General features: G+C 53.6%; 28 protein-coding genes and 2 tRNA genes. 13 read left to right on the top strand and 17 right to left on the bottom strand.

Annotated features, from left to right (window positions below):
• Positions 1-88: 88 nt before the first annotated feature.
• From ACO6S1_RS08265 to dapB, 6 genes are all read right to left on the bottom strand, one after another.
• The gene (locus tag ACO6S1_RS08265) at positions 89-1,351 is read right to left on the bottom strand and encodes a tyrosine-type recombinase/integrase (RefSeq protein WP_422345835.1); all 1,263 of its coding nucleotides are present in this window, start codon (positions 1,349-1,351) and stop codon (positions 89-91) included.
• 134 nt (positions 1,352-1,485) lie between these two features.
• Positions 1,486-1,562, bottom strand: a tRNA-Arg gene (locus ACO6S1_RS08260).
• An 81-nt stretch (positions 1,563-1,643) separates the two neighbouring features.
• Complete coding sequence (locus ACO6S1_RS08255) at positions 1,644-2,051, bottom strand: hypothetical protein (protein WP_422345834.1); 408 nt, start codon at positions 2,049-2,051, stop codon at positions 1,644-1,646.
• Positions 2,052-2,160: 109 nt separating this feature from the next.
• Positions 2,161-2,799: an endonuclease III gene (gene nth / locus ACO6S1_RS08250; protein WP_422345833.1), complete on the bottom strand. Its 639-nt coding sequence runs from the start codon at positions 2,797-2,799 to the stop codon at positions 2,161-2,163.
• The gene (locus tag ACO6S1_RS08245) at positions 2,796-3,992 is read right to left on the bottom strand and encodes a M48 family metallopeptidase (RefSeq protein ID WP_422345832.1); all 1,197 of its coding nucleotides are present in this window, start codon (positions 3,990-3,992) and stop codon (positions 2,796-2,798) included. Before ACO6S1_RS08245 ends, nth begins: the two co-directional genes overlap by 4 nt.
• Positions 3,993-4,030: 38 nt before the next feature.
• A complete protein-coding gene (dapB, locus tag ACO6S1_RS08240) occupies positions 4,031-4,765 on the bottom strand; it encodes a 4-hydroxy-tetrahydrodipicolinate reductase (RefSeq protein ID WP_422345831.1) in 735 nt (244 codons plus the stop codon).
• A gap of 53 nt (positions 4,766-4,818) precedes the next feature.
• On the opposite strand from dapB, the gene ACO6S1_RS08235 reads away from it, so the two are divergent.
• Positions 4,819-5,523, top strand: a complete 705-nt coding sequence (locus tag ACO6S1_RS08235; RefSeq protein ID WP_422345830.1) for an NAD-dependent deacylase — start codon at positions 4,819-4,821, stop codon at positions 5,521-5,523.
• Between the two features lie 25 nt (positions 5,524-5,548).
• The gene (locus tag ACO6S1_RS08230; protein ID WP_422345829.1) at positions 5,549-5,887 is read left to right on the top strand and encodes a GFA family protein; all 339 of its coding nucleotides are present in this window, start codon (positions 5,549-5,551) and stop codon (positions 5,885-5,887) included.
• A 9-nt stretch (positions 5,888-5,896) separates the two neighbouring features.
• On the opposite strand, the gene ACO6S1_RS08225 is transcribed toward ACO6S1_RS08230, so the two are convergent.
• The 7 genes from ACO6S1_RS08225 to ACO6S1_RS08195 are packed head-to-tail and all read right to left on the bottom strand — an operon-like array spanning position 5,897 to position 11,620.
• Entirely contained in the window at positions 5,897-6,307 is a 411-nt protein-coding gene (locus tag ACO6S1_RS08225) for an MAPEG family protein (protein WP_422345828.1), read from the bottom strand.
• Between the two features lie 54 nt (positions 6,308-6,361).
• Positions 6,362-7,144: a HesA/MoeB/ThiF family protein gene (locus ACO6S1_RS08220; protein ID WP_422345827.1), complete on the bottom strand. Its 783-nt coding sequence runs from the start codon at positions 7,142-7,144 to the stop codon at positions 6,362-6,364.
• Positions 7,141-7,545 carry a hypothetical protein gene (locus ACO6S1_RS08215; protein WP_422345826.1) on the bottom strand — a complete coding sequence of 135 codons (405 nt, stop codon included), beginning with the start codon at positions 7,543-7,545 and terminating at the stop codon, positions 7,141-7,143. Before ACO6S1_RS08215 ends, ACO6S1_RS08220 begins: the two co-directional genes overlap by 4 nt.
• Positions 7,546-7,581: 36 nt before the next feature.
• Positions 7,582-8,028 carry a dUTP diphosphatase gene (dut, locus tag ACO6S1_RS08210; protein ID WP_422345825.1) on the bottom strand — a complete coding sequence of 149 codons (447 nt, stop codon included), beginning with the start codon at positions 8,026-8,028 and terminating at the stop codon, positions 7,582-7,584.
• 7 nt (positions 8,029-8,035) lie between these two features.
• On the bottom strand, positions 8,036-9,307 hold the full coding sequence (locus ACO6S1_RS08205) for a bifunctional phosphopantothenoylcysteine decarboxylase/phosphopantothenate synthase (RefSeq protein WP_422345824.1): 1,272 nt from the start codon (positions 9,305-9,307) through the stop codon (positions 8,036-8,038).
• On the bottom strand, positions 9,304-10,869 hold the full coding sequence (gene ubiB / locus ACO6S1_RS08200) for a 2-polyprenylphenol 6-hydroxylase (protein WP_422345823.1): 1,566 nt from the start codon (positions 10,867-10,869) through the stop codon (positions 9,304-9,306). The genes ACO6S1_RS08205 and ubiB overlap by 4 nt, the downstream gene beginning before the upstream one ends.
• A 13-nt stretch (positions 10,870-10,882) precedes the next feature.
• Positions 10,883-11,620 carry a class I SAM-dependent methyltransferase gene (locus tag ACO6S1_RS08195; protein ID WP_422345822.1) on the bottom strand — a complete coding sequence of 246 codons (738 nt, stop codon included), beginning with the start codon at positions 11,618-11,620 and terminating at the stop codon, positions 10,883-10,885.
• Between the two features lie 147 nt (positions 11,621-11,767).
• On the opposite strand from ACO6S1_RS08195, the gene mutM reads away from it, so the two are divergent.
• Entirely contained in the window at positions 11,768-12,580 is an 813-nt protein-coding gene (gene mutM / locus ACO6S1_RS08190; RefSeq protein ID WP_422346161.1) for a bifunctional DNA-formamidopyrimidine glycosylase/DNA-(apurinic or apyrimidinic site) lyase, read from the top strand.
• 127 nt (positions 12,581-12,707) lie between these two features.
• Positions 12,708-12,971 (top strand): 30S ribosomal protein S20, encoded by a 264-nt coding sequence (gene rpsT / locus ACO6S1_RS08185; protein ID WP_108811207.1) that lies wholly within the window; start codon positions 12,708-12,710, stop codon positions 12,969-12,971.
• Positions 12,972-13,051: 80 nt separating this feature from the next.
• Here the strand turns inward: rpsT and ACO6S1_RS08180 are convergent, their stop codons facing one another.
• Positions 13,052-14,068 carry a hypothetical protein gene (locus ACO6S1_RS08180; protein WP_422345821.1) on the bottom strand — a complete coding sequence of 339 codons (1,017 nt, stop codon included), beginning with the start codon at positions 14,066-14,068 and terminating at the stop codon, positions 13,052-13,054.
• 419 nt (positions 14,069-14,487) lie between these two features.
• Between ACO6S1_RS08180 and ACO6S1_RS08175 the strand changes: the two genes are divergently transcribed.
• Positions 14,488-15,129, top strand: a complete 642-nt coding sequence (locus ACO6S1_RS08175; RefSeq protein ID WP_422345820.1) for a DUF4136 domain-containing protein — start codon at positions 14,488-14,490, stop codon at positions 15,127-15,129.
• A gap of 61 nt (positions 15,130-15,190) precedes the next feature.
• Here the strand turns inward: ACO6S1_RS08175 and dnaA are convergent, their stop codons facing one another.
• Positions 15,191-16,648: a chromosomal replication initiator protein DnaA gene (dnaA, locus tag ACO6S1_RS08170; protein WP_422345819.1), complete on the bottom strand. Its 1,458-nt coding sequence runs from the start codon at positions 16,646-16,648 to the stop codon at positions 15,191-15,193.
• A gap of 517 nt (positions 16,649-17,165) precedes the next feature.
• Between dnaA and ACO6S1_RS08165 the strand changes: the two genes are divergently transcribed.
• A tRNA-Val gene (locus ACO6S1_RS08165) sits at positions 17,166-17,241 on the top strand.
• Positions 17,242-17,352: 111 nt separating this feature from the next.
• Here the strand turns inward: ACO6S1_RS08165 and ACO6S1_RS08160 are convergent.
• Complete coding sequence (locus tag ACO6S1_RS08160) at positions 17,353-18,024, bottom strand: TlpA family protein disulfide reductase (RefSeq protein WP_422345818.1); 672 nt, start codon at positions 18,022-18,024, stop codon at positions 17,353-17,355.
• Between ACO6S1_RS08160 and argH the strand changes: the two genes are divergently transcribed.
• The 6 genes from argH to ACO6S1_RS08130 all read left to right on the top strand — a co-directional run bounded on the left by argH (position 17,963) and on the right by ACO6S1_RS08130 (position 22,475).
• Positions 17,963-19,333: an argininosuccinate lyase gene (gene argH, locus ACO6S1_RS08155; RefSeq protein ID WP_422345817.1), complete on the top strand. Its 1,371-nt coding sequence runs from the start codon at positions 17,963-17,965 to the stop codon at positions 19,331-19,333. The two genes, ACO6S1_RS08160 and argH, sit on opposite strands and share 62 nt — an antisense overlap.
• Positions 19,330-19,578: a hypothetical protein gene (locus ACO6S1_RS08150; protein WP_422345816.1), complete on the top strand. Its 249-nt coding sequence runs from the start codon at positions 19,330-19,332 to the stop codon at positions 19,576-19,578. The genes argH and ACO6S1_RS08150 overlap by 4 nt, the downstream gene beginning before the upstream one ends.
• 44 nt (positions 19,579-19,622) lie before the next feature.
• Positions 19,623-20,882: a diaminopimelate decarboxylase gene (gene lysA / locus ACO6S1_RS08145; RefSeq protein WP_422345815.1), complete on the top strand. Its 1,260-nt coding sequence runs from the start codon at positions 19,623-19,625 to the stop codon at positions 20,880-20,882.
• A 3-nt stretch (positions 20,883-20,885) separates the two neighbouring features.
• The gene (locus ACO6S1_RS08140; protein WP_422345814.1) at positions 20,886-21,659 is read left to right on the top strand and encodes an NAD(P)-dependent oxidoreductase; all 774 of its coding nucleotides are present in this window, start codon (positions 20,886-20,888) and stop codon (positions 21,657-21,659) included.
• Complete coding sequence (locus ACO6S1_RS08135; RefSeq protein WP_422345813.1) at positions 21,656-22,138, top strand: DUF2721 domain-containing protein; 483 nt, start codon at positions 21,656-21,658, stop codon at positions 22,136-22,138. The genes ACO6S1_RS08140 and ACO6S1_RS08135 overlap by 4 nt, the downstream gene beginning before the upstream one ends.
• 163 nt (positions 22,139-22,301) lie before the next feature.
• A complete protein-coding gene (locus ACO6S1_RS08130) occupies positions 22,302-22,475 on the top strand; it encodes a hypothetical protein (RefSeq protein WP_422345812.1) in 174 nt (57 codons plus the stop codon).
• A gap of 349 nt (positions 22,476-22,824) precedes the next feature.
• Here ACO6S1_RS08130 and ACO6S1_RS08125 read toward each other — a convergent pair whose 3' ends face one another.
• Positions 22,825-23,319 (bottom strand): hypothetical protein, encoded by a 495-nt coding sequence (locus ACO6S1_RS08125; protein ID WP_422345811.1) that lies wholly within the window; start codon positions 23,317-23,319, stop codon positions 22,825-22,827.
• A 105-nt stretch (positions 23,320-23,424) separates the two neighbouring features.
• Between ACO6S1_RS08125 and ACO6S1_RS08120 the strand changes: the two genes are divergently transcribed.
• A complete protein-coding gene (locus ACO6S1_RS08120) occupies positions 23,425-24,225 on the top strand; it encodes a TlyA family RNA methyltransferase (protein ID WP_422345810.1) in 801 nt (266 codons plus the stop codon).
• Positions 24,226-24,268 lie beyond the last annotated feature (43 nt).

The raw sequence follows: 24,268 nt of genomic DNA, 5'->3' as shown, positions 1-24,268 counted from the left end.
CGATAGCCGACAGTCCGCAATCGGCCCAGTTACTGTCGTTCAAAATGACCTAAGCTAATGTCCGCTTTCGGGATAAAGCGGACACTGACTAATCCTCAAAATACCGCGGGGAGGGAGCTTTCGGTTGTTTTAGCCTTGTTTTTGTAATCTGGGCTGCGGCGGAGGCCGTTATGGTTTGGCCATAATGCTTCTCAAGCATTTCAACCGACGTCCCCATTTGCTTTGCTAGGTGAAACGGGGATACATCCTCATATAGTCTTTGCGTGGCATAGAGATGGCGAAGGGAATATATTGTTCGGGCTATACCATTTTTCATGATCGGAACTTTGGCAAATTTCAGCAAGGAATGAAAAGACCGTTTGAAGGTTTTGATCTCTGTTCCATCGTGGTGACAAAACACCAATTCTGTGCGGCTAGGTTTCCACAAATCGGGATCATCCGGGTTCTGCTTTTTTAATTCCGCGATGCGCAAATCGATAATTTTGTTAAGCAGCTTACCTGTGCCCTTTTGACAGACAACTTCTCGCGTTCCAGTTTTGCCTCGAACTTCTGCTACAACATATTTGTTATTGCCATCTTCAAGTTGTCTTAGATCACCCCATTCGAGCTTTCTAAGCTCTCCAATACGAAAGCCTGTATTCACGAGAACGAGAAAATAGAGTGTTGCCAAAAAACGATCTCTTGATGTTGCCTTTTGTTTCCCTTCCTGCAACCAGCCATCCATTGCTCTGACAACGGCCTTCCATTCTTGCTCCGTGAAAGTTGGTCTTCTTTCACCGTTGTTCTTCGGCGCAGCCGATTCAGGTATCTCTGCAATATGGCCCATTTTAACAGCAAAGTTGAGCATTGATCGTATGGATGTTCGCTCACGGCCTAAGGTAGCATTGGAGGGTTTTTTCTTGGCATAATTCTCTTTTCGCCAAAGCCAGTATTTCTGAAAGTCGCTTGGTCCGATGTTATCAATCTTCATCGAGCCAAAATATGTCAGTGCATAGGACCGAACACGTTCAATGGTGGAAGTCCAAGAACCACCTTTAGTGGTTGGACCTATTAAAGTGATGGACTTTTCCCATTCCTCGAAAACCTGTTTGAAGGTTCTTGATTTGATTGATCCACCCATTTTCACTTGGTGAAAAAGCTCTTCGTAAAGATTCTCGGCAAACCTCTCGGCATCCCGAAGCTTGATAGTTTTGGTTGAAATGAATTTATAGCCAGTGGCGCCAGGAACTCTAATGCGAGCCTGCCATTTAGGATTTTTCAAGCCTTCTCTTTTGTATAGAATAATGCGCCCATCACCGCGAAGATCGATTCTATCTTCGGTATCCCTATTTGAAGATCGGCTATTTCCCACCAAATCTCTATAAACTAAAACGAATTTCCCGGGAACAGTTTTTTGTGTAACTTTTGTACATAGCAAAAATGTACAAAACCAGATGTTCCCAAATTTCTGAGGACTTATAGTATATTGAAATATAAGAGATAAACTGGCGCACCCGACAGGATTCGAACCTGTGACCTCTGCCTTCGGAGGGCAGCGCTCTATCCAGCTGAGCTACGGGTGCGCGGCGCTATATTAGCGGACATGCGCTTAGCAGCGGCCACACCGCTTTGCCAATCACTAATTTCGCAGGAACAGCGCTATTTTAGTTTTCAGTCTTTTCGCGCTTGGTCTTGGTGATTTTCTGAAATTTTCCCAAACCACAAGCGCCGCGCGTATCTATGCGCCCTGCCGTGTTATCCAGAACGCGGATGATATCGACATTGCACAACCGGTTGGTCGAGGTGCGATAGGAAAAAGCTTCTTCAAAGCGCAGGCCGCTGCATTTATTCGGCAGATTATTGCGATAGATATCGCCGTTGCGCATTTTGAAGTCGATCGTCTGATCATCAATGACATCTGTCGAGCGGATTTGCGATCGGTTGATGCAGGTTTTCGGCTCGCCAACTTTTTCGATGATATATTTATCGTCTTTCGACCGTTTCTCGCCAGCATAAGCGGCTCCTGCGACGGTAAGGGCGGCACCGATCAGGGCCGGAACTAATAGTTTCATTAGATTTCTCCTAATATTCAAAATTGACCCATCCCGGAAAAAATACGCCTCGCAGGGTTTCTGAATGCTGAACGGTGATCTGAGCCGTGGGCGGGTCAGGCCGTTTGGATCAGGGAGCGGGTGTTTTCTTTTTGAACCGGCACAGGTCAATAACCGGACAGCGCCAGCATTCCGGCTTGCGGGCCTTGCAGATATAGCGGCCGTGCAGGATCAGCCAGTGATGGGCGTGGACGCGGAACGGACCGGGGGTCTGTTTTTCAAGCTTTTTCTCGACCGCCAGCACGGTTTTGCCCGGCGCCAAACCTGTGCGATTGCCGACCCGGAATATATGGGTATCAACGGCAAAGGTCTCCGCTCCAAAGGCGCAGTTCATCACGACATTGGCGGTCTTGCGGCCTACACCGGGCAGCTTGGTCAGCTGGTCGCGATCTGCCGGCACCTCGCCGCCATAGTCGGCGATCAGCATTTCAGACAGCGCGATGACGTTCTTGGCCTTGGTATTATAAAGCCCGATGGTCTTGATATGCTCTTTCAGACCATCAAGGCCCAGATCGACCATCTGTTGCGGTGTTTTCACCTGTTCGAAAAGCAACCGTGTCGCCTTGTTGACGCCAATATCGGTGGATTGCGCGGACAGCGCCACCGCAACGACAAGCTGATAGACGTTACCGTAGTTCAGCTCTGTCTCCGGCGACGGGTTATCCGCCGCCAGCCGTGAATAAAATTCGAAAATATCGTCTTTCTTCATGGCGTGCTTTGCGTTTCCGCCGGTGGTTCGGTGGCGGCCATATTCGCCGCTTTCCAGTCCATCGCATTGCGCACGCGTTTCTCGACCGATGGATGGGTATAGAAGATCATCTCCTGCACCGGATGCGGGCGCGCATACCGATATTCGGCCGTTTTCACGAGCGCGCTGGCCAGTGCATCGGGAAGCTGCGCCGTTTCGAGCGAATAGGCATCAGCCTCGCGCTCACCGCTGCGGGTGAGCGCATTGGTGATCGGCTGGGTCAGAAGCGAAAAGAGCGATACGATGAAAATGAGCACCGGCAAGCCGCGCGGATCGCCAATTTCCGCGTCGCTGCCGAACAACTTTGCAATGCGCGGATAGAACCGGTCTGCAAGGAAAAAGAGCGCGATGGCAAGCAGCGGAAATATCATCACATAACGCCAGATATGGCCAAGGACATAATGGCCTATTTCATGGCCGGTGACGGCTTTGACCTCATCGAGGGAAGCGGTTGTCAATGCTACATCGGAAATGGCAATGCGCGCCGAGCTGCCGATGCCCGAAACATTGGCCGTGAAGTTTTCCGACTGGCGGGAACCGTCATAGACGAAGATGCGGTCTGCCGGGATACCGGCCTCTTCCGCCATCGCTACCAGTGCAACCTTCACTTCGCCATCAGGTATCGGTTCATAGTCGTTGAACATCGGCTCAATCAGCACCGGACCCAACAGCAGCAAGGCGAGAATGGTCGCCGCCGCCAAGCCGCCGGACCAGATCCACCAGCGCCGCCCGGTTTTGCGGATCAGGGCGTAGATGCCGAGGAAGAACAGCCCGCCGAAAATGGCAGTCATGACAAGCGAAATGCCGCCTTGCATCAGAAAGTCGCCAAGCGGCTGGCTGGAAAGGTCATAGGCGTGCTGCCGGAAATGATCCGTATAGAGCGTCCAGGGCAGTGTCAGGATAGCCGAGACCAGAAAATAGACGGCACAGACCAGCACTGTTCTGATCACAAAACCACGCGCGGATAATTTGGCGGCCAGTCGGTCGAGCAGACCGGATCGGATGATGAGCCAGGTAACCAGCGCAGAAACCAGCAAACCCCACAGCAGCAGCCAGTGATTGCCGATGGTATAGTCGGCGGCCTTGGCCAGCGCGTCTGCACCAAGACCGTCGATATAGGTTCTGGTTGCTGCCTCCGGATTAAATGCTGTCATAATAACTCTCTCCCTGAGTTCTTGTGGCCAAAACTCTCTCAATCAAGCCCGAGCATATCTTTCATATCATAGCGACCGGGCTGTTGCCGGGTCAGCCAAAGCGCCGCCTTGACCGCGCCGCGCGCAAAGATCATCCGGTTTTCAGCCCGATGGCCCAGTTCGATGCGCTCCTCGTCAGTGGCAAATATCACCTGATGATCGCCAGCAACCGATCCCCCGCGCAAGGAAGCAAAGCCGATGGCACCTTTCGCCCGCGCGCCGGTCTGGCCATCGCGTCCGCGTTCGCTGTGATCGGCCAGCTTGATATCACGACCGTCGGCTGCCGCTTCACCCAGCAAGATGGCCGTGCCAGAAGGCGCATCGACTTTATGCCGGTGATGCATTTCAACAATTTCAATATCCCAGTCGTCGCCGAGGCGGGCCGCGGCCTCTTTCACCAAAGCCGCCAGCATGTTGACGCCAAGCGAAGTGTTGCCGGTCTGGAGCACCGGGATCGTCTTCGCAGCGGCATCGATGGACAGGTGATGCGCGGGTTCAAGACCAGTGGTGCCAACCAGAATCGGCTTGCCCGCTTCAGCGCAGAGATCGAGCCGTTGACTCAGCCCATCCGGCACCGAGAAATCGACCAGCACGTCGCTATGTGCGAGCAGTTCGGCAAAATCATCATCCTGATCCACGCCACCGGCATGGCTGAGCTCTTCCTGCTCGCCAATGGCATTCACAAGGGCATGACCCATCCGGCCCTGGCTGCCGATAATCCCGATTGATGTCATAAGTTTCCGTCCATAGGCTTGCATTATTGTGCTTAAAATGCTGGCATAGCGTTATGCGCGAAATAAACAATATTGTCATTCTGACCGGTGCCGGGATTAGTGCGGAAAGCGGCGTGGCAACCTTTCGCGGGCCCGATGGCCTGTGGGAGGGGCACCGGGTTGAGGACGTGGCTACGCCGGAGGCGTTTCAGCGCGACCCTGTGCTGGTCCAGAAATTTTACGATGAGCGGCGCAGCAAATTGCAGACCGTGCAGCCCAATGCCGCACATAAGGCATTGGCCAGGCTGGATGCGGATTGGGGCGGCGACCTGTTGCTGGTCACCCAAAATGTCGATGACCTGCATGATCGCGCCGGATCGCAGCGGCTGGTCCACATGCATGGTGAGCTGTTGAGCGGACTATGCCTCGCCTGTGGCGAGCGTTCTGCGGTGACTGAAAACCTATCGGCTGGGCCTGCCTGCCCCCATTGTGATCAGATCGCGCTCCGGCCCGATATCGTCTGGTTTGGCGAAATGCCCTATCAGATGGAGCGGATTGAGCTGGCCTTGGCACAATGTGATTTGTTCGTTTCCATCGGAACGTCCGGCGCGGTTTATCCGGCGGCGGGCTTTGTGCGATCCGCCGCTCATTACGGTGCGCAGACGCTGGAAATGAATCTGGATCCATCGGATGGCAGTCTGTATTTTGATGAAAGCCGGATGGGCAAGGCCGGGGAGCTGGTGCCCGCGTGGGTTGAGGCTGTGTTGAACGATGGCTGAAATAGGGGCTGAAATAGGGACTGAAATGAAAGGCCAGTGCCATTGCGGCGCGGTGCAGATCACGGTTCCGTCACCGCCGAACGAAACGTTGCAGTGCAATTGTTCCTTGTGCCGGAAAAGTGGCTGGCGGGGCGGCTTCTGGAATCCGGACGTGGTAACCATTGATGCGGAGCCAGAGATTTTAAACAGCTATGTGCAGGGCGACAGAATGATCACGCTGTGGAATTGCAAGCGTTGCGGTACGCACACCCATTGGACGCCGCGAACTGCGCCGCCCGACCGGATGGCAGTGAATATGCGTATATTCGATCCGGCCGACTGGCAGCATTTACCGGTCCGGGAAGTGGATGGGGCGAGCCTTTAGTCCGGAGTTCTAGTTAAACAAATTGACCGTCACAAACAGATAGATCACCCACAGAGCCATCGCGAGAATGGACAATGTCGAACCCATAACGCCGAGCTGCCGCAACCGCAGGGTTTTGTCGGCAAAATGCTGATACATGCCGTAAATGTGGACGACCCTGGCGATTAGAAAAAGCGCCGCCAATCCAGTCAACGTCCAATGATGGGCATCGGCCATTTCCAGCAGAGCGAGCAGCAAAATCGCTATCGGCGCGTTTTCGATCAGATTGGAATGACAGCCGCGCACCAGATCCATTTTGGGATCATTGCCCGCGCCGAAGCTGGTTTCGGTCCGTACCCGTTGGCCGATAACCTTGAACATTAGAAATATCATCAGCAAGGCACAGATGGCAGCGGTCAAGGCGGTTACTGGTAAGGTCATTAGCGTGTCTCCCCTTTTGTCGCCCATAATTGCGCACTATCGGGAGAAAGGCAATCAGCTGCCTGTCAGGGCTCCGCAGCTTTTGCATTCCGGATCCTTGGGCAGGTTTATGCTGCGCATCGCAGGCTTGAGACCATCGAACAGCTGCAACTTGCCAGCAGGGTCATCGCCAAAACCAGTGATGACCCGTATCGCTTCCATGGCGGCAAAGCTGCCCATCAGGCCTACCATCGCCCCCAATACGCCAACTTCCGAACAATTGTCGCAATCATCCGGGTCAAGCGCATCGCCGACGAAACAGCGATAGCAGGGCTTGTCGGACTCCCAGCCGCGGAACAGGCCGAGCTGCCCCTGAAACTGGCCGATCGCGGCTGATACCAGCGGAACATGATGGGCAATCGAAAAGTCCGAAACCAGCAACCGTGTCTGATAATTATCAGAGCCGTCGAGAATGACATCGAACTGCGCAAAAAATGCTGCAGCATCGTCTGAAAAATGCTGCGCGGTAAGTCTTTGATTTATTGTATTTATTGTGACATCAGGATTAATGCGTTCCGCGGCACTTTTGGCAACCTCCACCTTCGCCAAACCCACATCCCCCGTCGAAAACAGAACCTGCCGCTGAAGGTTGGAAAGGGATACATCATCATCATCAATGATGGTCAGCGCGCCAATACCTGCCGCCGTCAGATATTGAATCGCCGGACAACCAATGCCGCCAGCTCCAATGATCAGAACATGGCCACCAAGAATTTTCTTCTGACCAATGCCGCCAATATCTCTCAAAACGATATGGCGCGCATAACGATCAAGCTGTTCGTCGGTTAGATTGCTCATTCAGGCCAGCGGAAATGCATCGCTGTTTTATACCAAGTGTTTTCGCCGCTATTCGATTTCGGACCGGCCTTGCTGCCGTATTTGCTAAGATGATTGACCATATAGACTTCCAGTTCGCGGCAACCGCTCTCCACCGGTACAATCTTGGCTAGTTCGCCATCAGGCGTAACCAATATTGCCGCCTCGATTCTGGCATATACCCATTGCTCAGCCGTGGGGAATTTGCATTTGGCCTTTTTTGCAGCACGCTCAGCGGCCATTTCATGACGCTGCGCATAATAGATCGGCTTGGTGAATTGCGCTGTTTCCAGAACAGAATAATCAGCTGGCATGGCAGAGGCGATGTCGGCACCCTGTGGCGCAGTGCTAGCAAGAGCCGTAGCAAACAGAAGGTCAATCATAGGTCATCCCTTTCCAAAAAACATGCAATTACCAATCTATACACCGGTGGAACCAAAACCACCAGTACCGCGTGCAGTATCATCAAGTATATCCACTTCCACCAGATTGCCACGTTGCACTGGTGCCACGACAATCTGCGCAATCCGGTCGCCGCGTTCGATAATGAAGTCCTCTTCACCCAGATTGGCGAGAATAACTTTGATTTCTCCGCGATAGTCGCTGTCGATCGTTCCCGGCGAGTTGAGCACGGAAATTCCCTTTTTTAAAGCGAGTCCAGAGCGTGGGCGCACCTGCACCTCATAACCCTCGGGAATGGCGAATGCGAAACCGGTGCCGACCAGACCGCGCTTGCCGGGCGATAAGGAAGTCGCTTCGGCGGCACGCACATCCATGCCGGCTGACCCGCTGGTTTCATAGCTGGGCAAAGGCAGGTCGCCCGCACTATCCAGCCGCTTCACGGCTATCTCAATCGGCTCAAACATTATTCCCTCAAATCTCTTCAATCATTTTCGCGACCAGCCGCCGGGCGACTTCTGGCTTGGGAAGGCGTTCCCAGATTTCGGTGCCCTTTTCGGTGACAATATGCACGCTGTTTTCAGCGCCACCCATGACGTCTCCGGATACATCATTGGCGACAATCCAGTCGCAGCCTTTTTTGGCCAGTTTCGCACGAGCATGCTCTTCGATTTTCTCGGTTTCAGCTGCGAAGCCTATCAACAAAGCTGGACGTTTTTGATGCTGTGCAAGGCCCGCCAATATATCCGGATTCTCAACCAGCGCTAGCGGTGCGGGGTTATCGCCTTTTTGCTTCTTGATTTTCTGATCCGCACGCGCATCTGCCCGCCAGTCGGCTACAGCAGCGACCAAGATTGCAACATCGGCAGGCAAGGCGTCGTGCACGGCGGCTTCCATTTCCAATGCGGTTTCCACATCGATCCGCATCACGCCTGCAGGGGTTGGCAGGTGAACCGGTCCAGCTACAAGAGTCACCTGCGCGCCGGCTGACGCCGCGGCTGCAGCAATGGCAAAACCCTGACGACCGGACGATCGGTTAGCAATATAGCGCACCGGATCAATCGGTTCGCGCGTCGGGCCTGCAGTTACAAGCACATGTTTGCCATGGAACGGTCGATGCTCGTCAGGTGCGAAGGCAGGTTGGCCCTCCAGTGGATTGCGACCAAGTTCATTTTCACCAACAAGATTTGATGGCTCAGCATCGCCGACAAGATGGCGCAGAATTTCCGCCATCACCGCTGGAGGTTCGGGCAATCGGCCGGGCCCAAATTCACCGCATGCCATATCACCGTCATCCGGCGGCATCACGATTAGGCCATCGGCGCGCAGTTGCTCAATATTGCGCTGGGTCGCTGGATGATTCCACATACGCACGTTCATGGCTGGAACTGCTAGCACCTGCGTATCCGTTGCGAGGAGCAATGTTGTCGCCAGATCATCAGCAATCCCTCCCGCCATTTTGGCGAGCAGATTGGCCGTCGCTGGACAGACTACCACCAGATCGGCTTCTCGAGACAATTGGATATGCCCCATCTCGGTTTCGTCTTTCAGCGACCAGAGCGTGGTATGCACTTCATTTTCGGAAAGCGCTGCCAAGGTCATTGGCGTAACAAATTGTGCGCCAGACTTGGTGAGGACGCAGCGCACGGTCATACCCGCTTTCCGGATCAGCCGGATCAGCTCGCTGGCCTTATAAGCCGCAATACCGCCGCCGATAATCAGCAGGATATGTTTGGGTTTTGTCATAGCAAGCTTTTTCCCCACATCCACAGCGCCCCTGCGCCAGCCGAAGCTGCTATAACAGCCGTCAGCGCATAACGCCAAAATCCGCCACCATCGCCTGCCTTGCGGCGCTCCCAAAGCAATTCCACTTCGGCAACGGGCGGCGGAGGCGGAGCGCCGCCTTGACGTGGAAGCTGCTGATCAAGCCGCCGGACAATGTCAGGCAGCAGCATCAACGTATCCATATCCGAATTAATCCGGTCGGCAATTGCAGCCTCTGGCCCCAGTTCGCCGCGGATCCAGTTTTTCACATAGGGACCACTTGTGTCCCACATATTAATACCGGGATTCAGGTCGGTCGCAATACCCTCGACCATCACCATGGTTTTTTGCAGCAGCAACAGGTGGGGCTGGGTTTCCATGTCAAAATCGCGGGTTATCGCGAATAGGCCGTCGAGCATATCACCAACGGACAGCTCGCTAACCGGTTTCCCGCGCATCGGTTCGCCGACAGCGCGCAGGGCCGTTGCAAAATCTTCCATGCTATGATGATCGGGCACATATTGTGCTTCGAAATGGATTTCCGCGACGCGTTTGTAATTGCCGGTGGTCAGGCCATACAGAATCTCGGCGAGCCAGAAGCGCGCTTTCTTGTTGATCCGGCCCATGATACCAAAGTCAATTGCAACAATAGTCCCATCGGCTTTCACGAACAAATTGCCCTGATGCATATCGGCGTGAAAATAACCGGCCTCGATGGCCTGTTTCAGGAAGGTATGAACCAGCCTATTAGCAATATCGTTGAGATCATGACCAGCGCTTACCAGATCATCGCGGCGGGATATTTTGATGCCGTCAACCCAATCCAGTGTTAACACGCGGCCCGAAGTCCTGTCCCAGTCTATTGCCGGAATCTCGTACTGCTCGACATTGGTCATGTGCTCGGCAAGCTCGGATGCCGATGCTGCTTCCCTGCGCAGATCCAGTTCGCGCATGGTCCAGCGACGGAAATTGGCAATAACCAGTTGCGGACGCAGTCGTTTCGCTTCGCCGCCAAAGGCTTCAAGATGGGCGGCCGCCCATTCATATGTTTCAATATCGGCAGTGAATTTCTTGATTATGCCAGGGCGCAGCACTTTTACAGCAACGTCCTTACCCTCGATGGTTATTGCGCGGTGAACCTGGGCGATGGATGCTGCCCCAACTGGCTCGGGGTCAATATGACTGTAAAGCGATTCAATAGGCTTTCCGAGGCTACCCTCAATTTCGTCCTTGATTTTGCTGAACGCAACAGGAGGTAAGTTGTCCTGCAATTGCAGCAAGTCGCGGGCCGCTTCTTCTCCAATAATATCCGGCCGCGTCGCCAGTGTCTGCCCGAGCTTGATCGCTGCAGGACCAATGGCTTGAAGCGCGGCAGAATAATTTGGCGTCTTCGGCTGGATCGTACCTAGCCGCGCAATCCGGAACAGGCGGCGCACTTGTGGCGGCGTCGACTTGTTCTTTTCTATATCACGCAGCGCGCCATGTTTGGCCAGCGTGCGGCCCCATTTGAGCAAGCGAAAAATATGGGTTCGGGAAGATGTCATGTCAGTTAGGTGCTCAGACTTTCCAGCCGCTGTGAATGGCGACAAGTCCACCCATCATCGGCTCAACCCTGGTCTGGGCAAAGCCAGCATTCTCAATCAATTCACGAAATTTTTCCATCGGAGGAAACCGGTCGATAGACTCGGCAAGATAACGATAGCTGTCTTCATCATCGGCCACAGCTTTGCCGATTTTTGGCAGAACCCGATGCGAGTAAAAATTATAGACCTTGTCAAAACCGGGCCAAAGATTCTTGGAAAACTCCATGCAGTAAAAACGTCCGCCAAAGCGCAATACTCGATGTGCCTCGGCCAACGCCTTTTCAATATGTGTGACATTGCGGATACCAAAGACAATCGTATAGGCGTCGAAATGGCAGTCAGGGAAGTTCAACTCTTCCGCGTTCTGTTCGCTCCAGACCAATCGACCTTCACCTTTTTTGATCGCGCGATCGAGCCCTTCAGACAGCATATCTGGGTTGATATCGGCTACCGTGATATTCGCGCCGCTATCTACCATGCGAAATGCTATATCGCCGGTGCCGCCAGCCATATCGAGTATTTCTTCGCCTTCACGTGGTTTTACACGGCGAACAAAGCGATCCTTCCACAAGCGGTGCGTGCCCGCGCTCATAGCGTCGTTCATCACATCATATTTGCTCGCGACGCTTGAGAAGACCTGTCCAACGCGGCCGACCTTTTCGTCTTCATCCACTTCTTCATAGCCGAAGGAGACTGTCTTGGTTTCGATCATATATAGGTTGCTCGTATCTTTGGAATCGGCGCCTCAGAATCTATCTAGAAGCCATTTTCAGAAACAAGCATTAGACGACGCTTGGCAGCACTGCAATCACCCTGTAGCTGCTGGACAGGGCGATATTGCGATATTTTGAGGGGCATGATGCCGGAATTACCAGAAGTTGAGACCACCGTCGCCGGTTTGCGGCCGGTATTGGAAGGTAAAAGGCTGACCCTTGTCGAGCCGCGCCGTGCCGATTTGCGTCGCCCTATCCCAACCGACCTGCGTCAGCGAATGACTGGCGCCAGGGTGACGCAACTATCGCGCCGCGCCAAATACGGTTTGATTGAGACAGATCGCGGGGACGTCATGATATTTCATCTTGGTATGTCGGGACGATGGCGGATCGATCCGGCGGAACTGGAAAAACATGATCATCTGTTGCTGGAAACCGAAGAGGACCGTCGACTGGTGTTGAATGATCCGCGCCGTTTTGGTTCGCTGGATCTGATTCGCTTGGAAGATATTGATCAATATGGCCCTTTTGCCGCGATGGGACCGGAGCCTTTGGGAGAGGCTTTTACAGGCGCTTATCTCAAGGCGGTGACAAGGCACCGCAAAGCACCGATCAAGCAGCTGCTGCTTGATCAGCGCAATGTTGCGGGTCTGGGCAACATCTATGTGTGCGAGGCTCTGCACATGGCTGGCATAGCGCCGAGCCGGATGGGTGGCGGTATATCAAAGCCGCGCTATGACAAGTTGGTCGTGGCGATCAAAAAGGTCCTGACTTCTGCAATTGCAGCCGGAGGATCATCCCTGCGCGATTTTGTGCAACCGGATGGCGAATTGGGCTATTTCGCCAAAGAATGGCTCGTATATGGCCGCGAGGGCGAAAAGTGCGCTTGTGGTGCTTCTGTCATGCGCAAGGTCGACAGCGGCCGATCTACCTTTTATTGCCGAAAATGTCAGAGCTGAAGAGCCTTTAAGGCTGTTTGACTAAGCTATTGACGAGAATCGTCTGGGAAGCTAATGACCGCCGACTTGAGCCGGAGTTACATGCGTGATTTGCGGCCGCCCAGCATTTCAGTTTTGAGGAAATTTCATGGCTAATACGCCGCAAGCAAAGAAACGTATCCGTCGCAACGAGCGCCGCACGGTCATCAACAAAAACCGCGTGAGTCAGATTCGCACGAAGATCAAGTCCGTTGAAGCGGCTCTGGAAGCGGGCGACAAAGCCGCTGCAACCACAGCTCTTGCTGCTGTTCAGCCAGAATTGGCACGCGGTGTTGCACGCGGTGTATTCCACAAGAACACCGCATCTCGGAAGTTTAGCCGCCTCACGAAACGGGTTGCTGCGCTGGGATAAGCGGTTCTGGCCAAGGCCGGACATATTCATTGTAGAAAGGCAGCCCGCTTGGTTTCTTGCGGGTTTTCTTTTTGCCCGAATCAGATCATCAACAGTCGTTCACGGCGTACCATAGAGAAAAAACCGGTCATTCCGGCCGCAGCCTCATCACTCAATTCGATAAAAATCCGCCGACCGTCTTTTTCATCGGCCTTGCGCTGGAAGATATTTTCTTCAGTCATTGTTTTAATCCAGCGCAACGCGGTAGTTGGCGGCACAGCAGCGGCAATACACAAGCTGGAAACAGCAACCTTGGTCCCTTCAAGTCTCGCAGCCATCAGGTCGAGCAACATATCCCAAGCAGGATCAGCAAAAAGCTCGGGATCAAAATGCGCATCGCGCAATCGCCTCGCCCGGATAAGACCCCGGACGTCTTCTGCTGTTAAGCCATCAGCGCTGATCGTTGGCATGCTCTCAGCCGGTTGATTCGAGTCCAAGCCTTGCAGATCGGCCGATGAACCGGCTTTGAAACCGATCGGAGTATCAGCCAGTCGCGCCTGTTCATCCGTTTCTTTAAATGGGTTACCAACCAATCGTCTTTCACCGCTCGGTTGCTCTGGACCAGATAGTTTGACAAGTGCGCGTGCAATCCGTTCCACATCCGCGGATATTTTTTTTAGGTCAACCAGATCGACATTATCACGATCTGCAAACAGACTGCTAATCGGCCGCTTGGTGCGATGCTCGAGAGACACGAATAGCTCCGCCACACTATCGCTAAGCAAATGCTCGACATTAGGATATTCTACTGCCGCCAGTACCGTGTCGAGCAAAGCGAGATCGGTTCGGATCAACATGGGTAAATGTGAGCTCTCGCAAAATTTCTCAGCCTGCTCCAAAGCATTTTGTTGGATGTCATCCCATGCCGAAATATGGACAATCACCGCAGCAATATTTACCCATGCAGCAAGATCTTCCGCTTCGAAGTCAAGCGGCGAAGTTGCGCAACGACCGCCTAACAATTCGATAGCATGAATATAAAGTCCCCGCAGGTCAGTATCTTCAGAGATTAAAAGTATCTGGCCGCCCCAGATATCGTCCCCTGTATGATCGTCCATATTTGTCCGTTACTTTTCTGAATTGATATGCTGAGTGCGCCTGACCTTCATTTATTCTAACATTAACGCCCAATCACATCATGTATCAAGGTGTAAATAAACGTATCGCGCATTGTAGGGGTCTATCGGCTCAAACCTGGTACGTCGCATTCTGCTGATATCTTTCCGATAAACCTAAATTTCTGAACAAAACAGTTCATTTATAAAATGATGTAAAATTCGAGTCTTCCTGATTTTCTTCATTGGTGTTTTCATCATACTACAGATGGATTATCATCTTTCATCATAAAAATATCGATGAGTCGTATTATATGGTCGTTCAATGGTGGTTCAGCATCAAAACGATACTATGACAAATTGATGGCAGGCAAGCTGAAGGAATCACGATGACCGTGTGTAAATCAAAGATTACAAAGCGTATGAAATTCACAATATTTGCTCCTGTTGCTTTTTTGGCACTGGCTGCTTGCGCCACACCGTTTCGCGCTGATGTCCAGCGATTTGAAGCCTTACCGCCCGCTCAGGGGCAAAGCTTTGCCGTAGTCGCTTCTGATCCGGAACTTTCAGGGGGGCTCGAATTTGAACAATATGCAACCCTGGTTGAACAACGCATGACAGACCTTGGCTATCAACGCAGCTCAGATCCCGCAGCGGCCCAATTAATTGTGAGTATGGACTATGATGTAGACAATGGTCGCGAAAAGATCGTCGGCGACTATGATCCTTTTTTTGCTCGCGGGTTTCATGGGTTTTATGGCCACCGCGGGCTTTATAGCCGCCACCGTTACCGGCTCGGCTATTATGATCCATTCCTCTTCGGCGGCCCTGGCTTTTCCGGCTTTGGTTCCGTGCGCAGTTTCACGGTTTACACATCAGAGTTGGACCTGAAAATCGACCGCTCTGCAGACGGTGAACGGCTTTTTGAAGGCAAGGCAGAGGCCCTGTCACGATCGAAAAACCTGACCTATCTTGTGCCCAATCTTGTTGAAGCAATGTTCACAGGCTTCCCTGGTAACAGTGGTGAACGAATTCGCATCTCTATTGCGCCAGAAAAAAAGTAACCGGCAGGATTATTAACCAGGTTTCGCTTTCCAGAGGACGCTCGGCACCCCGTCTGCTCGTTCAGCTTTCCAGCTGACGAAGCAGCATACGGACATCATTGTCCATTTCCGTATCTTCCCCGCGCAGTTGCTCGACTAGCTTCACCGCATGGATAACTGTGCTGTGATCCCGACCACCGAATTTGCGGCCAATTTCAGGGTAGCTGCGTGGTGTCATCACTTTGGCAAGATACATCGCAACCTGTCGCGGGCGCGCCACCGCGCGTGCACGGCGTTTGGACGACATTTCATTTCGGTCGAGCCGATAATATTCGCAGACCGTGCGCTGAATCTCGTCAATGGTGATCCGCCGGCGGCAAGCACTCAATATATCCGACAATTGTTCTTCGGCCAGCTCTCGTGTGATAGGCCTTCCTGTAAGCTGGGCATAGGCCAGCAGCTTGTTAAGACCGCCTTCCAGCTCGCGCAGATTGCGGCTGATAGTCCGGGCAAGAAATTCGACGACATCCTCTGGCACGTCCTGATGGGGTATATTGGCTATACGATGTTGCAGGATGTCGCGACGCAACTCGAGACCTGCTGACTGGATATCCGCAACCAGTCCCATCGACAGGCGCGACAACAAACGCTGGTCTACGCCATCGAGTGCCTGCGGTGGTCGGTCGGCAGCAACAACCACACGCTTGCCCCGGCTAATCAAAGAATCGACCGTGTGGAGAAATTCTTCCTGCGTGGAATTTTTACCAACTATGAACTGGATGTCATCAATCATCAAAAGGTCGGCTTCGCGCAATGCAGCCTTAAACTCCATGGCTTCATTTCGCCGCATCGCAGAAACAAATTCGATCATGAATCGTTCGGCCGACATATAGATAATGCGCGCATCCGGAAATTCGGTGCGATAGGTATGACCAATTGCGTGCATTAAATGAGTTTTACCCTGACCGGTTGACGATTGCAGGTAAAGCGGGCTGAACAGCGGCTTCTCGGGAGCAGCCATGCGCTGGGCTGCGTTGAGCGCCAGAACATTGCTATTCCCGGCAATAAACTCGTCAAAAGTCATGCGCGGATCCAGATCGAGCCGAAATTTTCCGGACGGCACATCAGCAATATCCTGGCGGGTACTATTATTGGCATGCTTGACCTGCGCAATTCGCGCGGTGCCCGCCCTGGCGGTAAAAGTGATGTTTTTGACGTCAGCAAAATGAGTTTTCCAAACCAGCGTCAGCCGGTCTGCGTAACGTTCGCGTACCCAGTTCGCAGCAAATTCGGAAGGCAGGACAAGCTGCAGCTCACCATTGGAAGAATCAAATCGCGACAACCTGATCGGCTTAATCCACTGGCCAAAAATCTGGGCACCAAGATCGCGACGCAACCCGGAACAGATTGTCTGCCATGTGTTTTCAAGCTGAGAAACAAGTTCGTCCCGATTTTCTGTACTGTGATTTTCCACGGTAACCGCTGTTGCCTCAATTGCAGATTTTATCCCCGCTTTACCTGATCCTTGTACCACTAACATCCCCCGATTTATCTCCACCCGCTTCATTGCGGAACCGCTCTTCAGCCCTAAATTTCCTGAACTTCTCAATCGGTTCCCAGCCAAAGGAGCCGCAAGGTACAGAAAACCTTATGTTGAAAACCCGTTTTCAACGCGATATTTTCAATGTCATAGAGGCCCGAGATTTCGAATCCGTAGCCACCAGCCGATGTCTCTTAGTAAGCGTGTCGCAGCGAGTCGGACAAGGCCGTCGATGTAAAAAAAATGAAATAATTAGATTGACAGCGGCAACCTGTGGAAAAATCGAATAATCTCACTATCCAACTGATTTAATACATTTAATTTCTGTGGATAGTCAGGCAAAAGCTGCGAATCGCGGAGAGAGCTTAGGTTTTGCAGCATGTTACAATATCGGGTGAGTCGATGACCATAAACCGCTGGTATTTTGTAATTTTGATAAACTCTGCGCAAAGGTGCTTGCCAAAGTCGTTATGATTTGGCAGTGGCCGCGAACACTTCATGGGACAGACCTATGTAAGGGCGATTAGCTCAGTTGGTAGAGCGCTTCGTTTACACCGAAGATGTCGGCGGTTCGAGCCCGTCATCGCCCACCATATTCTCTGCGGTTTACAGAGAAATGGTCAAACCTCTTTTTTGGTTCGATTGAACCCAATATCACTTTAGAGCCTGCCTGAACTTGAATGAAAAAATAAAGCTCGCAGAGATCACCCTTCCTCCAGCGTCTCTTCCATCAGCATCGCTGCTCTCGCGCCATCCCAGTCCATCGCACCAATAACGCGCCAGACTTCCTTGCCACTGGCATCGTAAAGCACGGTGGTCGGCATCAGGCCTGACCCGAATCCGAAGCTCAACCCATTTTCCTGATCTGTATAGGCCTCCAACTCTTCAAAGCCCGCCTTAGCAAAAAAAGGATCAACCTTCTCTGCTCCTTGAATGTCTTGTGAAACCACCAAGACTTGTAACCGGTCTTTTTCCCGCGCCGCCAATTCGTCGAGCATCGGCATTTCGACCACACAAGGCGCGCACCAGGTTGCCCAGATATTGACTAGCACCGGCTTGCCTGTGAAGTCGGATAAACGCACTACATTACCCTTCGGGTCTTTGAATGGCGTATCCACCATCGGGCTGCCGCGTTGCGAGATATCAAGCTTTCCGACGAGACCACTAGTGCTTTCTATAGTCTGTTCCGTGGATCGGGAATCATCATTCCCTTGCTCCACATCTTCAGATTGCTTATCGCAGGCGGTAAGCATCGCCGACAGGCACAGAAACGGGAATATTCGCATCACTAATCGCACATCAGATTCCAACAGCATGTGGGGCGGCAGGTTTGCCGATGGCCCTTCATCAATCATGCGCGAGATAAACGCGTCCATCCCGTTCGACAAGAAATTATGGCGCCAGGATATTCGCGCATCGCTCGCACATGTCGCTATGCTGGCCAAGCAGGATATTGTCGAGGCGGAAGATGCGGCCTTAATCATGGATGGCCTCAATCAAATTGCCGAAGAATATGAAACAAACGGCGTGCCCGAGAATCTGGATCTGGAAGATATCCATATGACGATCGAGGCCCGGCTGACCGAGATTATCGGTCCGGTCGCGGGGCGTTTGCACACCGCACGTTCGCGCAATGATCAGGTGGCGACCTCTTTTCGCCTGTGGGTCCGCGATGCCGAAGAGCAGGTCTCCGCCGGCCTTTGGGATTTGCGGGAGGCACTGATAGCGCGCGCCAAGGAACAAGCCGACACGATCATGCCTGGCTTCACCCATTTGCAAGTCGCGCAACCGATCACCATGGGCCATCATCTGCTCGCCTATTACGAGATGTTTGCCCGTGACAGCAGCCGATTCTGGGCGGCCAAACAAAGGTTGGACGAATGTCCGCTTGGCGCAGCAGCACTTGCCGGAACGGGTTTTTCCAATGACCGGCAGATGACCGCTGAAGCCCTGGACTTCGCTGGAGCGACCCATAATTCTATGGACAGCGTCTCAGACCGCGACTTTGCACTCGATTATCTAATGGCCGCCGCACAGACGGCTTTGCATTTGTCTCGGCTTGCAGAAGAAATTATCATCTGGGCTTCACAGCCGTTCGGCTTTGTTAATCTGTCCGATCAATGGTCCACCGGCAGTTCGATCATGCCGCAAAAACGCAATCCGGATGCGGCCGAACTGGTGCGAGGCCATGCCGGGCGGATTGTCGGCTGCCTGAACGCCCTGATGATGACCATGAAGGGCCTGCCGCTGGCATATTCCAAGGATATGCAGGATGACAAGCCACCGGTGTTCGAGGCGCATGACCTGCTCGCCCTGTCGCTTGCGGCGATGACCGGTATTGTCGAGAGCGTAACCTTTGTCCCTGAAAAAATGCGGGCAGCGGCGGATACCGGCTTTTCAACGGCTACCGACCTTGCTGACTGGCTGGTACGCGCGGTCAACATCCCGTTCCGCGAAGCACATCATATTACCGGTGCGGCGGTTAAGCTGTGTGAAGAGCGGGGATGCAATCTCTCGGATCTGCGCGCACAGGACCTGACCGCGATTGATCCGCGGATTGCCGGTCATGAAGTGCCCGACCTAAGTGTAGAAGGTTCCGTTGCCAGCCGGACCAGCTATGGCGGAACTGCGCCAGAACAGGTAAGACAGCGGATCGCAGAACTGGAACAGACGAATCGTTTATGAACATATCTTGTAAAATTGCGATCATTTCATCGCTTGCCATATTGTCCGCTTGTGGCAATCGCGGGGCGCTGGCACCGCCCAAGGGCGAAACGTTGCCGCAAGCTGTTTATGGCGAAGCCGAGAAGCCAACCGGCGAAGAGCTTATCACGCCGTCGACCCAGGCACAGCCGGAGCGCAGCGATGAGTTGCTCCGCCGGTCCGAAAAACGGCAGGATGACAAATTCGACCTGCCCCCGCCCGGCTAAAACCGCACCCCACTCCATTATCCCATTTCTGAAAGCCTCGCTCAATGGACCATTTTCAACTTAAAGATGGCGTGCTGCATGCCGAAGACGTTGCGCTACCGGACATTGCAGAGCAGGTCGGCACACCGGTCTATGTATATTCCCGCGCCACGCTGGAACGCCACGCCCGCGTGTTTCGTGAAGGATTGAAAGATGCCGGCAAGGTCCATCTTGCCTTTGCTGTCAAATCCAACCCCAATCTCGCGGTGCTGAAAATTCTCGCCAATCAGGGCTATGGCGCCGACGTTGTGTCTGGCGGCGAACTCGAACGCGCTTTGGCCGCCGGGATGAGGGCAGAGGATATCGTCTTTTCCGGCGTTGGAAAAAGCCGGGCAGAACTGACACTTGGCCTCGATAAGGGCATAGGGCAGTTTAATCTCGAGTCCGAAGAAGAAGGACAGATGCTGGCGGAGATCGCAGCCGCACGCGGCGAGAAAGCCTCGGCAACGTTGCGCGTCAATCCCGATGTCGATGCAGGCACCCATGCGAAAATCTCTACCGGCAAAGCGGAGAATAAATTCGGTGTCGCCATTGATGTCGCGCCCGATATTTTCGCGCGTCTGTCCAAACTGGAAGGTTTGAACCTGCGCGGCGTCGCGGTGCATATTGGCAGCCAGCTGCAAAATCTCGACCCGCTTGAAAAATGCTACACACGCATTGGCCAGTTGCTCGACGATTTGCGCAGCGCGGGCCACACCATCACCCATGTCGATCTCGGCGGGGGCCTTGGCGTTCCCTACAAGCCCGAAGACAACCCGCCCAGTCCAGCCGAATATGGCGCCATGGTTGCGCGCGTGACCCAGGGCTGGGACGTCACGTTGATGTTCGAACCCGGCCGCGTGATCGCGGGCAATAGCGGCGTGATGATGACACAGGTCATTCGCATCAAACCGGGCGTAAACAGCGACTTTGTGATTGTCGACGCGGCGATGAACGACTTGATGCGGCCGGCTATTTATGATGCCTGGCATCATTTCGAAGCCGTGCAACCCACCGGCGAAACCATGACCGCGTCTATCGTTGGTCCAATTTGCGAGAGCAGCGATATCTTTGCCAAAGAGCGCGCTGTCGACCGCGTGCAAACCGATGATCTCGGTATATTCCGCACCGCTGGTGCTTATGGCGCGACCATGGCCAATACCTATAATAGCCGTCCGCTGGTGCCGGAAGTGCTGGTCGATGGCGACCAATATGCGGTGGTGGCAGAGCGGATTGAACCTTCGACCATCATGGCCGCCGAACATGTCCCTGACTGGTTGAAATAGACCATGGACCAGCTCCCCATTTTCGTAACATTAAAGGGATGTAAGGTCATATTGCTCGGCAGCGGCGAAATGGCGGATGCCAAGCGGCGGCTTTATGAACGCGTGGGCGCTGTCCTTACCGATGATGAGCAGGCAGATGCGGCTCTGGCAGTCGTTGCGCTCGAAGATGATGACGAAGCGGCGGCGGCGGTCAAGCGGCTGAAAGATCGTGGCTTGCTGGTCAACGCCGTCGACCGGTCCGCGCTTTGCGATTATACCACGCCGGCGATTATTGATCGCGAACCCGTGCTGATCGCCATCGGGACCGGCGGCGCGTCTGCGGGGCTGGCGAAAGCCGTGCGGCAGCGGTTGGAGCAAATATTGCCGGCTAATCTCGGCAAACTGGCGCAGGCATTATTCGCAGCGCGCGAGCGGATTAAGCGGGTCTGGCCCGAGGGCGCAGACCGGCGCAAGGCAATTGATGCTGCACTCGACCCTGGTGGACCGCTCGATGTGCTGACGGACCGCACCGGGGCGGATGTCGAAACATGGCTGGCCATGCCCGATGCAGAAGGGCTATCAGCGGTTGTGGAATTGGAACTGACCAGTACAGACCCCGACGAACTGACGATCCGGCAGGCCCGCCTGCTGGGACAGGCGGATCAGATATTTGCAGCCGACGACGTCCCCGCGGCATTGCTCGACCGCGCACGGGCTGATGCGGAACGATTCTCCCTTTCGCTATGGGATGAACAACCCGTAACCGGCCTGACGCTGCGCATCAGGATGAAGACATGACCCCGGTACTTCCGCAAATCGCCAATGCTGATATTGTTGCCGTACTGCAAACCGCGATGGCACCGGCCTTCCTGCTCGTCGGCCTTGGCGCTATGCTGAATATCTTCACCGGCAGACTGGCCCGGATCATTGATCGTTCACGTGTGATGCAGGATCGTTTCAAGGAAACCACGGGCGAGGAACATGCGCTCTGCGTCAACGAGCTGCGCGATTTACAGTTGCGGATAAAATATGTGAACAGCGCGATCTACCTGAGCGTGGTGAGCGCGATCGTCGTCTGTATCTTGATTGGACTGCTCTTTGCGATGGGGCTGACCGGCAATCCGGTGCTCGCACAAAGCGTAGCGGTTGCTTTCATCATTGCAGTGATCCTGCTGTCGCTTGCCCTTATACAGTTTTTCCGGGAGGTCCGCATCGGTATCCGCGATTTCATGATCCGTGAAGAATATCTGGAAAAGACCGATAATAACGACCGCTAATCTTCAGACATCAAGATTGTTGAAAGCCGTCACCTTTCTCATCCGACGACTCTCAAGCAAAACCCGATAATTGGTCGCCACACCGCAATCCGGTGGCCTGACGCTGCGCATCTTTTAGAATGAAGACCTTCAAAGCAGGTGGGACCGGCTGAAGGAAACTATCATGCAAAAGTTTATGACCCTGACAATTATGGCCCTGCTGACTCTGACAATGGGAGCCTGTGTGGCAGGTAATGACGACATTGAATCATCGTCCGACCAGTATGAGCCGGAAGGGTTTGATCCCGAACGTGGTCTTGAGCCACCCGAAACCGATCCATCAGAACCACAAAAATGAAAAGAGGCTGTCGATCGCGATTGGATCGACAGCCTCTAAGCATGGGTCAGCGGTTGGAAGTGCCGCTGCCGGGTTGCCTGATCGCTAGATCAGAGTCGCTCCCCGAACGGATTTTTCCGACCCCTGTGCTGAACCATGAGACATCGGACCACCTCCTTTCGCTTGTTGATAAGATACGAACTGTTGCATTGAAAATCTCCGCTTGTTCGACGAATCGAATGTGAATCATTCGCTGCACAGGAACAAGACTTGAATTATTTTAATTTGCTGTCAAAATCCCGCGTTCTGCCGCAGATCAGCTTATCGCACCTTCATCACAATCCGGCGTAAGAATGTTCGCCATACGCGTCTAGCTGCGACAATCCTCAACAACACGTATAAACTCTGGCCAGATCGGGATTGCCAACGACGGCAATCCGGTTGTTTCCACAGCAAACCGGCCGCGACTAAACGCAATCCGGTCCATCATATAATCTGTCACCTGCAGGGCGCTTGCGACATAGTTAAGCGGTCCACCACTATTGCGTGCGGGATAGGATTGCAGGCCGGAGCTGGCCCGCAACGTCATCTGTCCACCGGAATCGGGGACAACACCCTCGCGGGAAAGGAACAATTGATTGCGCCCCTGATCACAGCGAATGATGAAAGTTGCTTCCATATCAGGCGGGCCGAAGAGTGCTATAGAACCGCGATCGTCTCTGCGATAGACCCAGTTGCCTTGTGCCAGCGGCCAATCCGTCCAGTCTGCGCTAACCGGTGCCGGCGCAGGCTTGGGTATCGGGGCTGGCGTCGGGGTCGGCGTCGACCTTGGGGCTTGTGTCGGCGCAGGTGCGGGTGATGGCACAACCGCTGAACATCCGGACGCTAACAATATGGCGGAAAAAGCAAAAATGATTCTCATAGATCGAATATGGTCAAATGCATTCGCTTCGGCTAGTCCAAATTTCATATGACATCAGATGAAACACGCCCGGCGAAAACCGCTCCACCTGCTGAAGTAGGCAAATCCAAACCTACAAAATTGCGGATAGATCAGATATTGGTGGAACGCGGACTAGCCGAAAGCCGGGCCAAGGCTCAGGCCTACATCATGGCCGGACTGGTAACCGCCGGTGATCAAAAGGTGGACAAGCCAGGACAAAAATATCTAGATGATATTGCTGTCGATTTGAAAGGCAAAGATCATCCCTGGGTCTCACGCGGCGGAATCAAGCTCGATCACGCGCTGGATCATTTCAACGTCGCTTTGGCAGACATGATCGCCATCGATGTGGGCAGCAGTACTGGTGGCTTTACCGATGTCTTGCTGAACCGGGGTGCGGCAAAGGTTTACGCAATTGACAGCGGGACCAATCAGCTCGCCTGGAAGCTTCGGCAAGACGAGCGGGTGGTCGTCCACGAACAGACCAGCGCAAGAATACTGACGGCGGAACATGTAACCGAGCCGGTTGATCTTATTGTCTGCGATGCCAGTTTCATCTCGCTTACCAAAGTGCTCGAACGTCCGATGACCTTTGCGAAGCCCGGCGCAACGCTGGTGGCGTTGATAAAACCGCAATTTGAAGCGGAACGCGCCGATGTTGGCAAAGGCGGTGTCGTCCGTGATCCGGCCATACATGATCAGGTTTGTACGAAGGTCGGTGACTGGCTGACGGAACAAGGGTGGACCGTCAATGGCATAACCCAAAGTCCGATTACCGGACCCAAAGGCAACGTGGAGTTTCTGATAGCTGCCAAGAAACAGGGCTGATGGAACCGCGGGCAACCAAACGGGTTGTTTTTCCTGTCCATCA

The organism is Parasphingorhabdus sp. (assembly GCF_965233695.1).
Classification (GTDB): domain Bacteria; phylum Pseudomonadota; class Alphaproteobacteria; order Sphingomonadales; family Sphingomonadaceae; genus Parasphingorhabdus.
The sequence above is the reverse complement of the archived record's forward strand: the minus strand, read 5'-3'. Positions and strand labels throughout refer to the sequence as shown.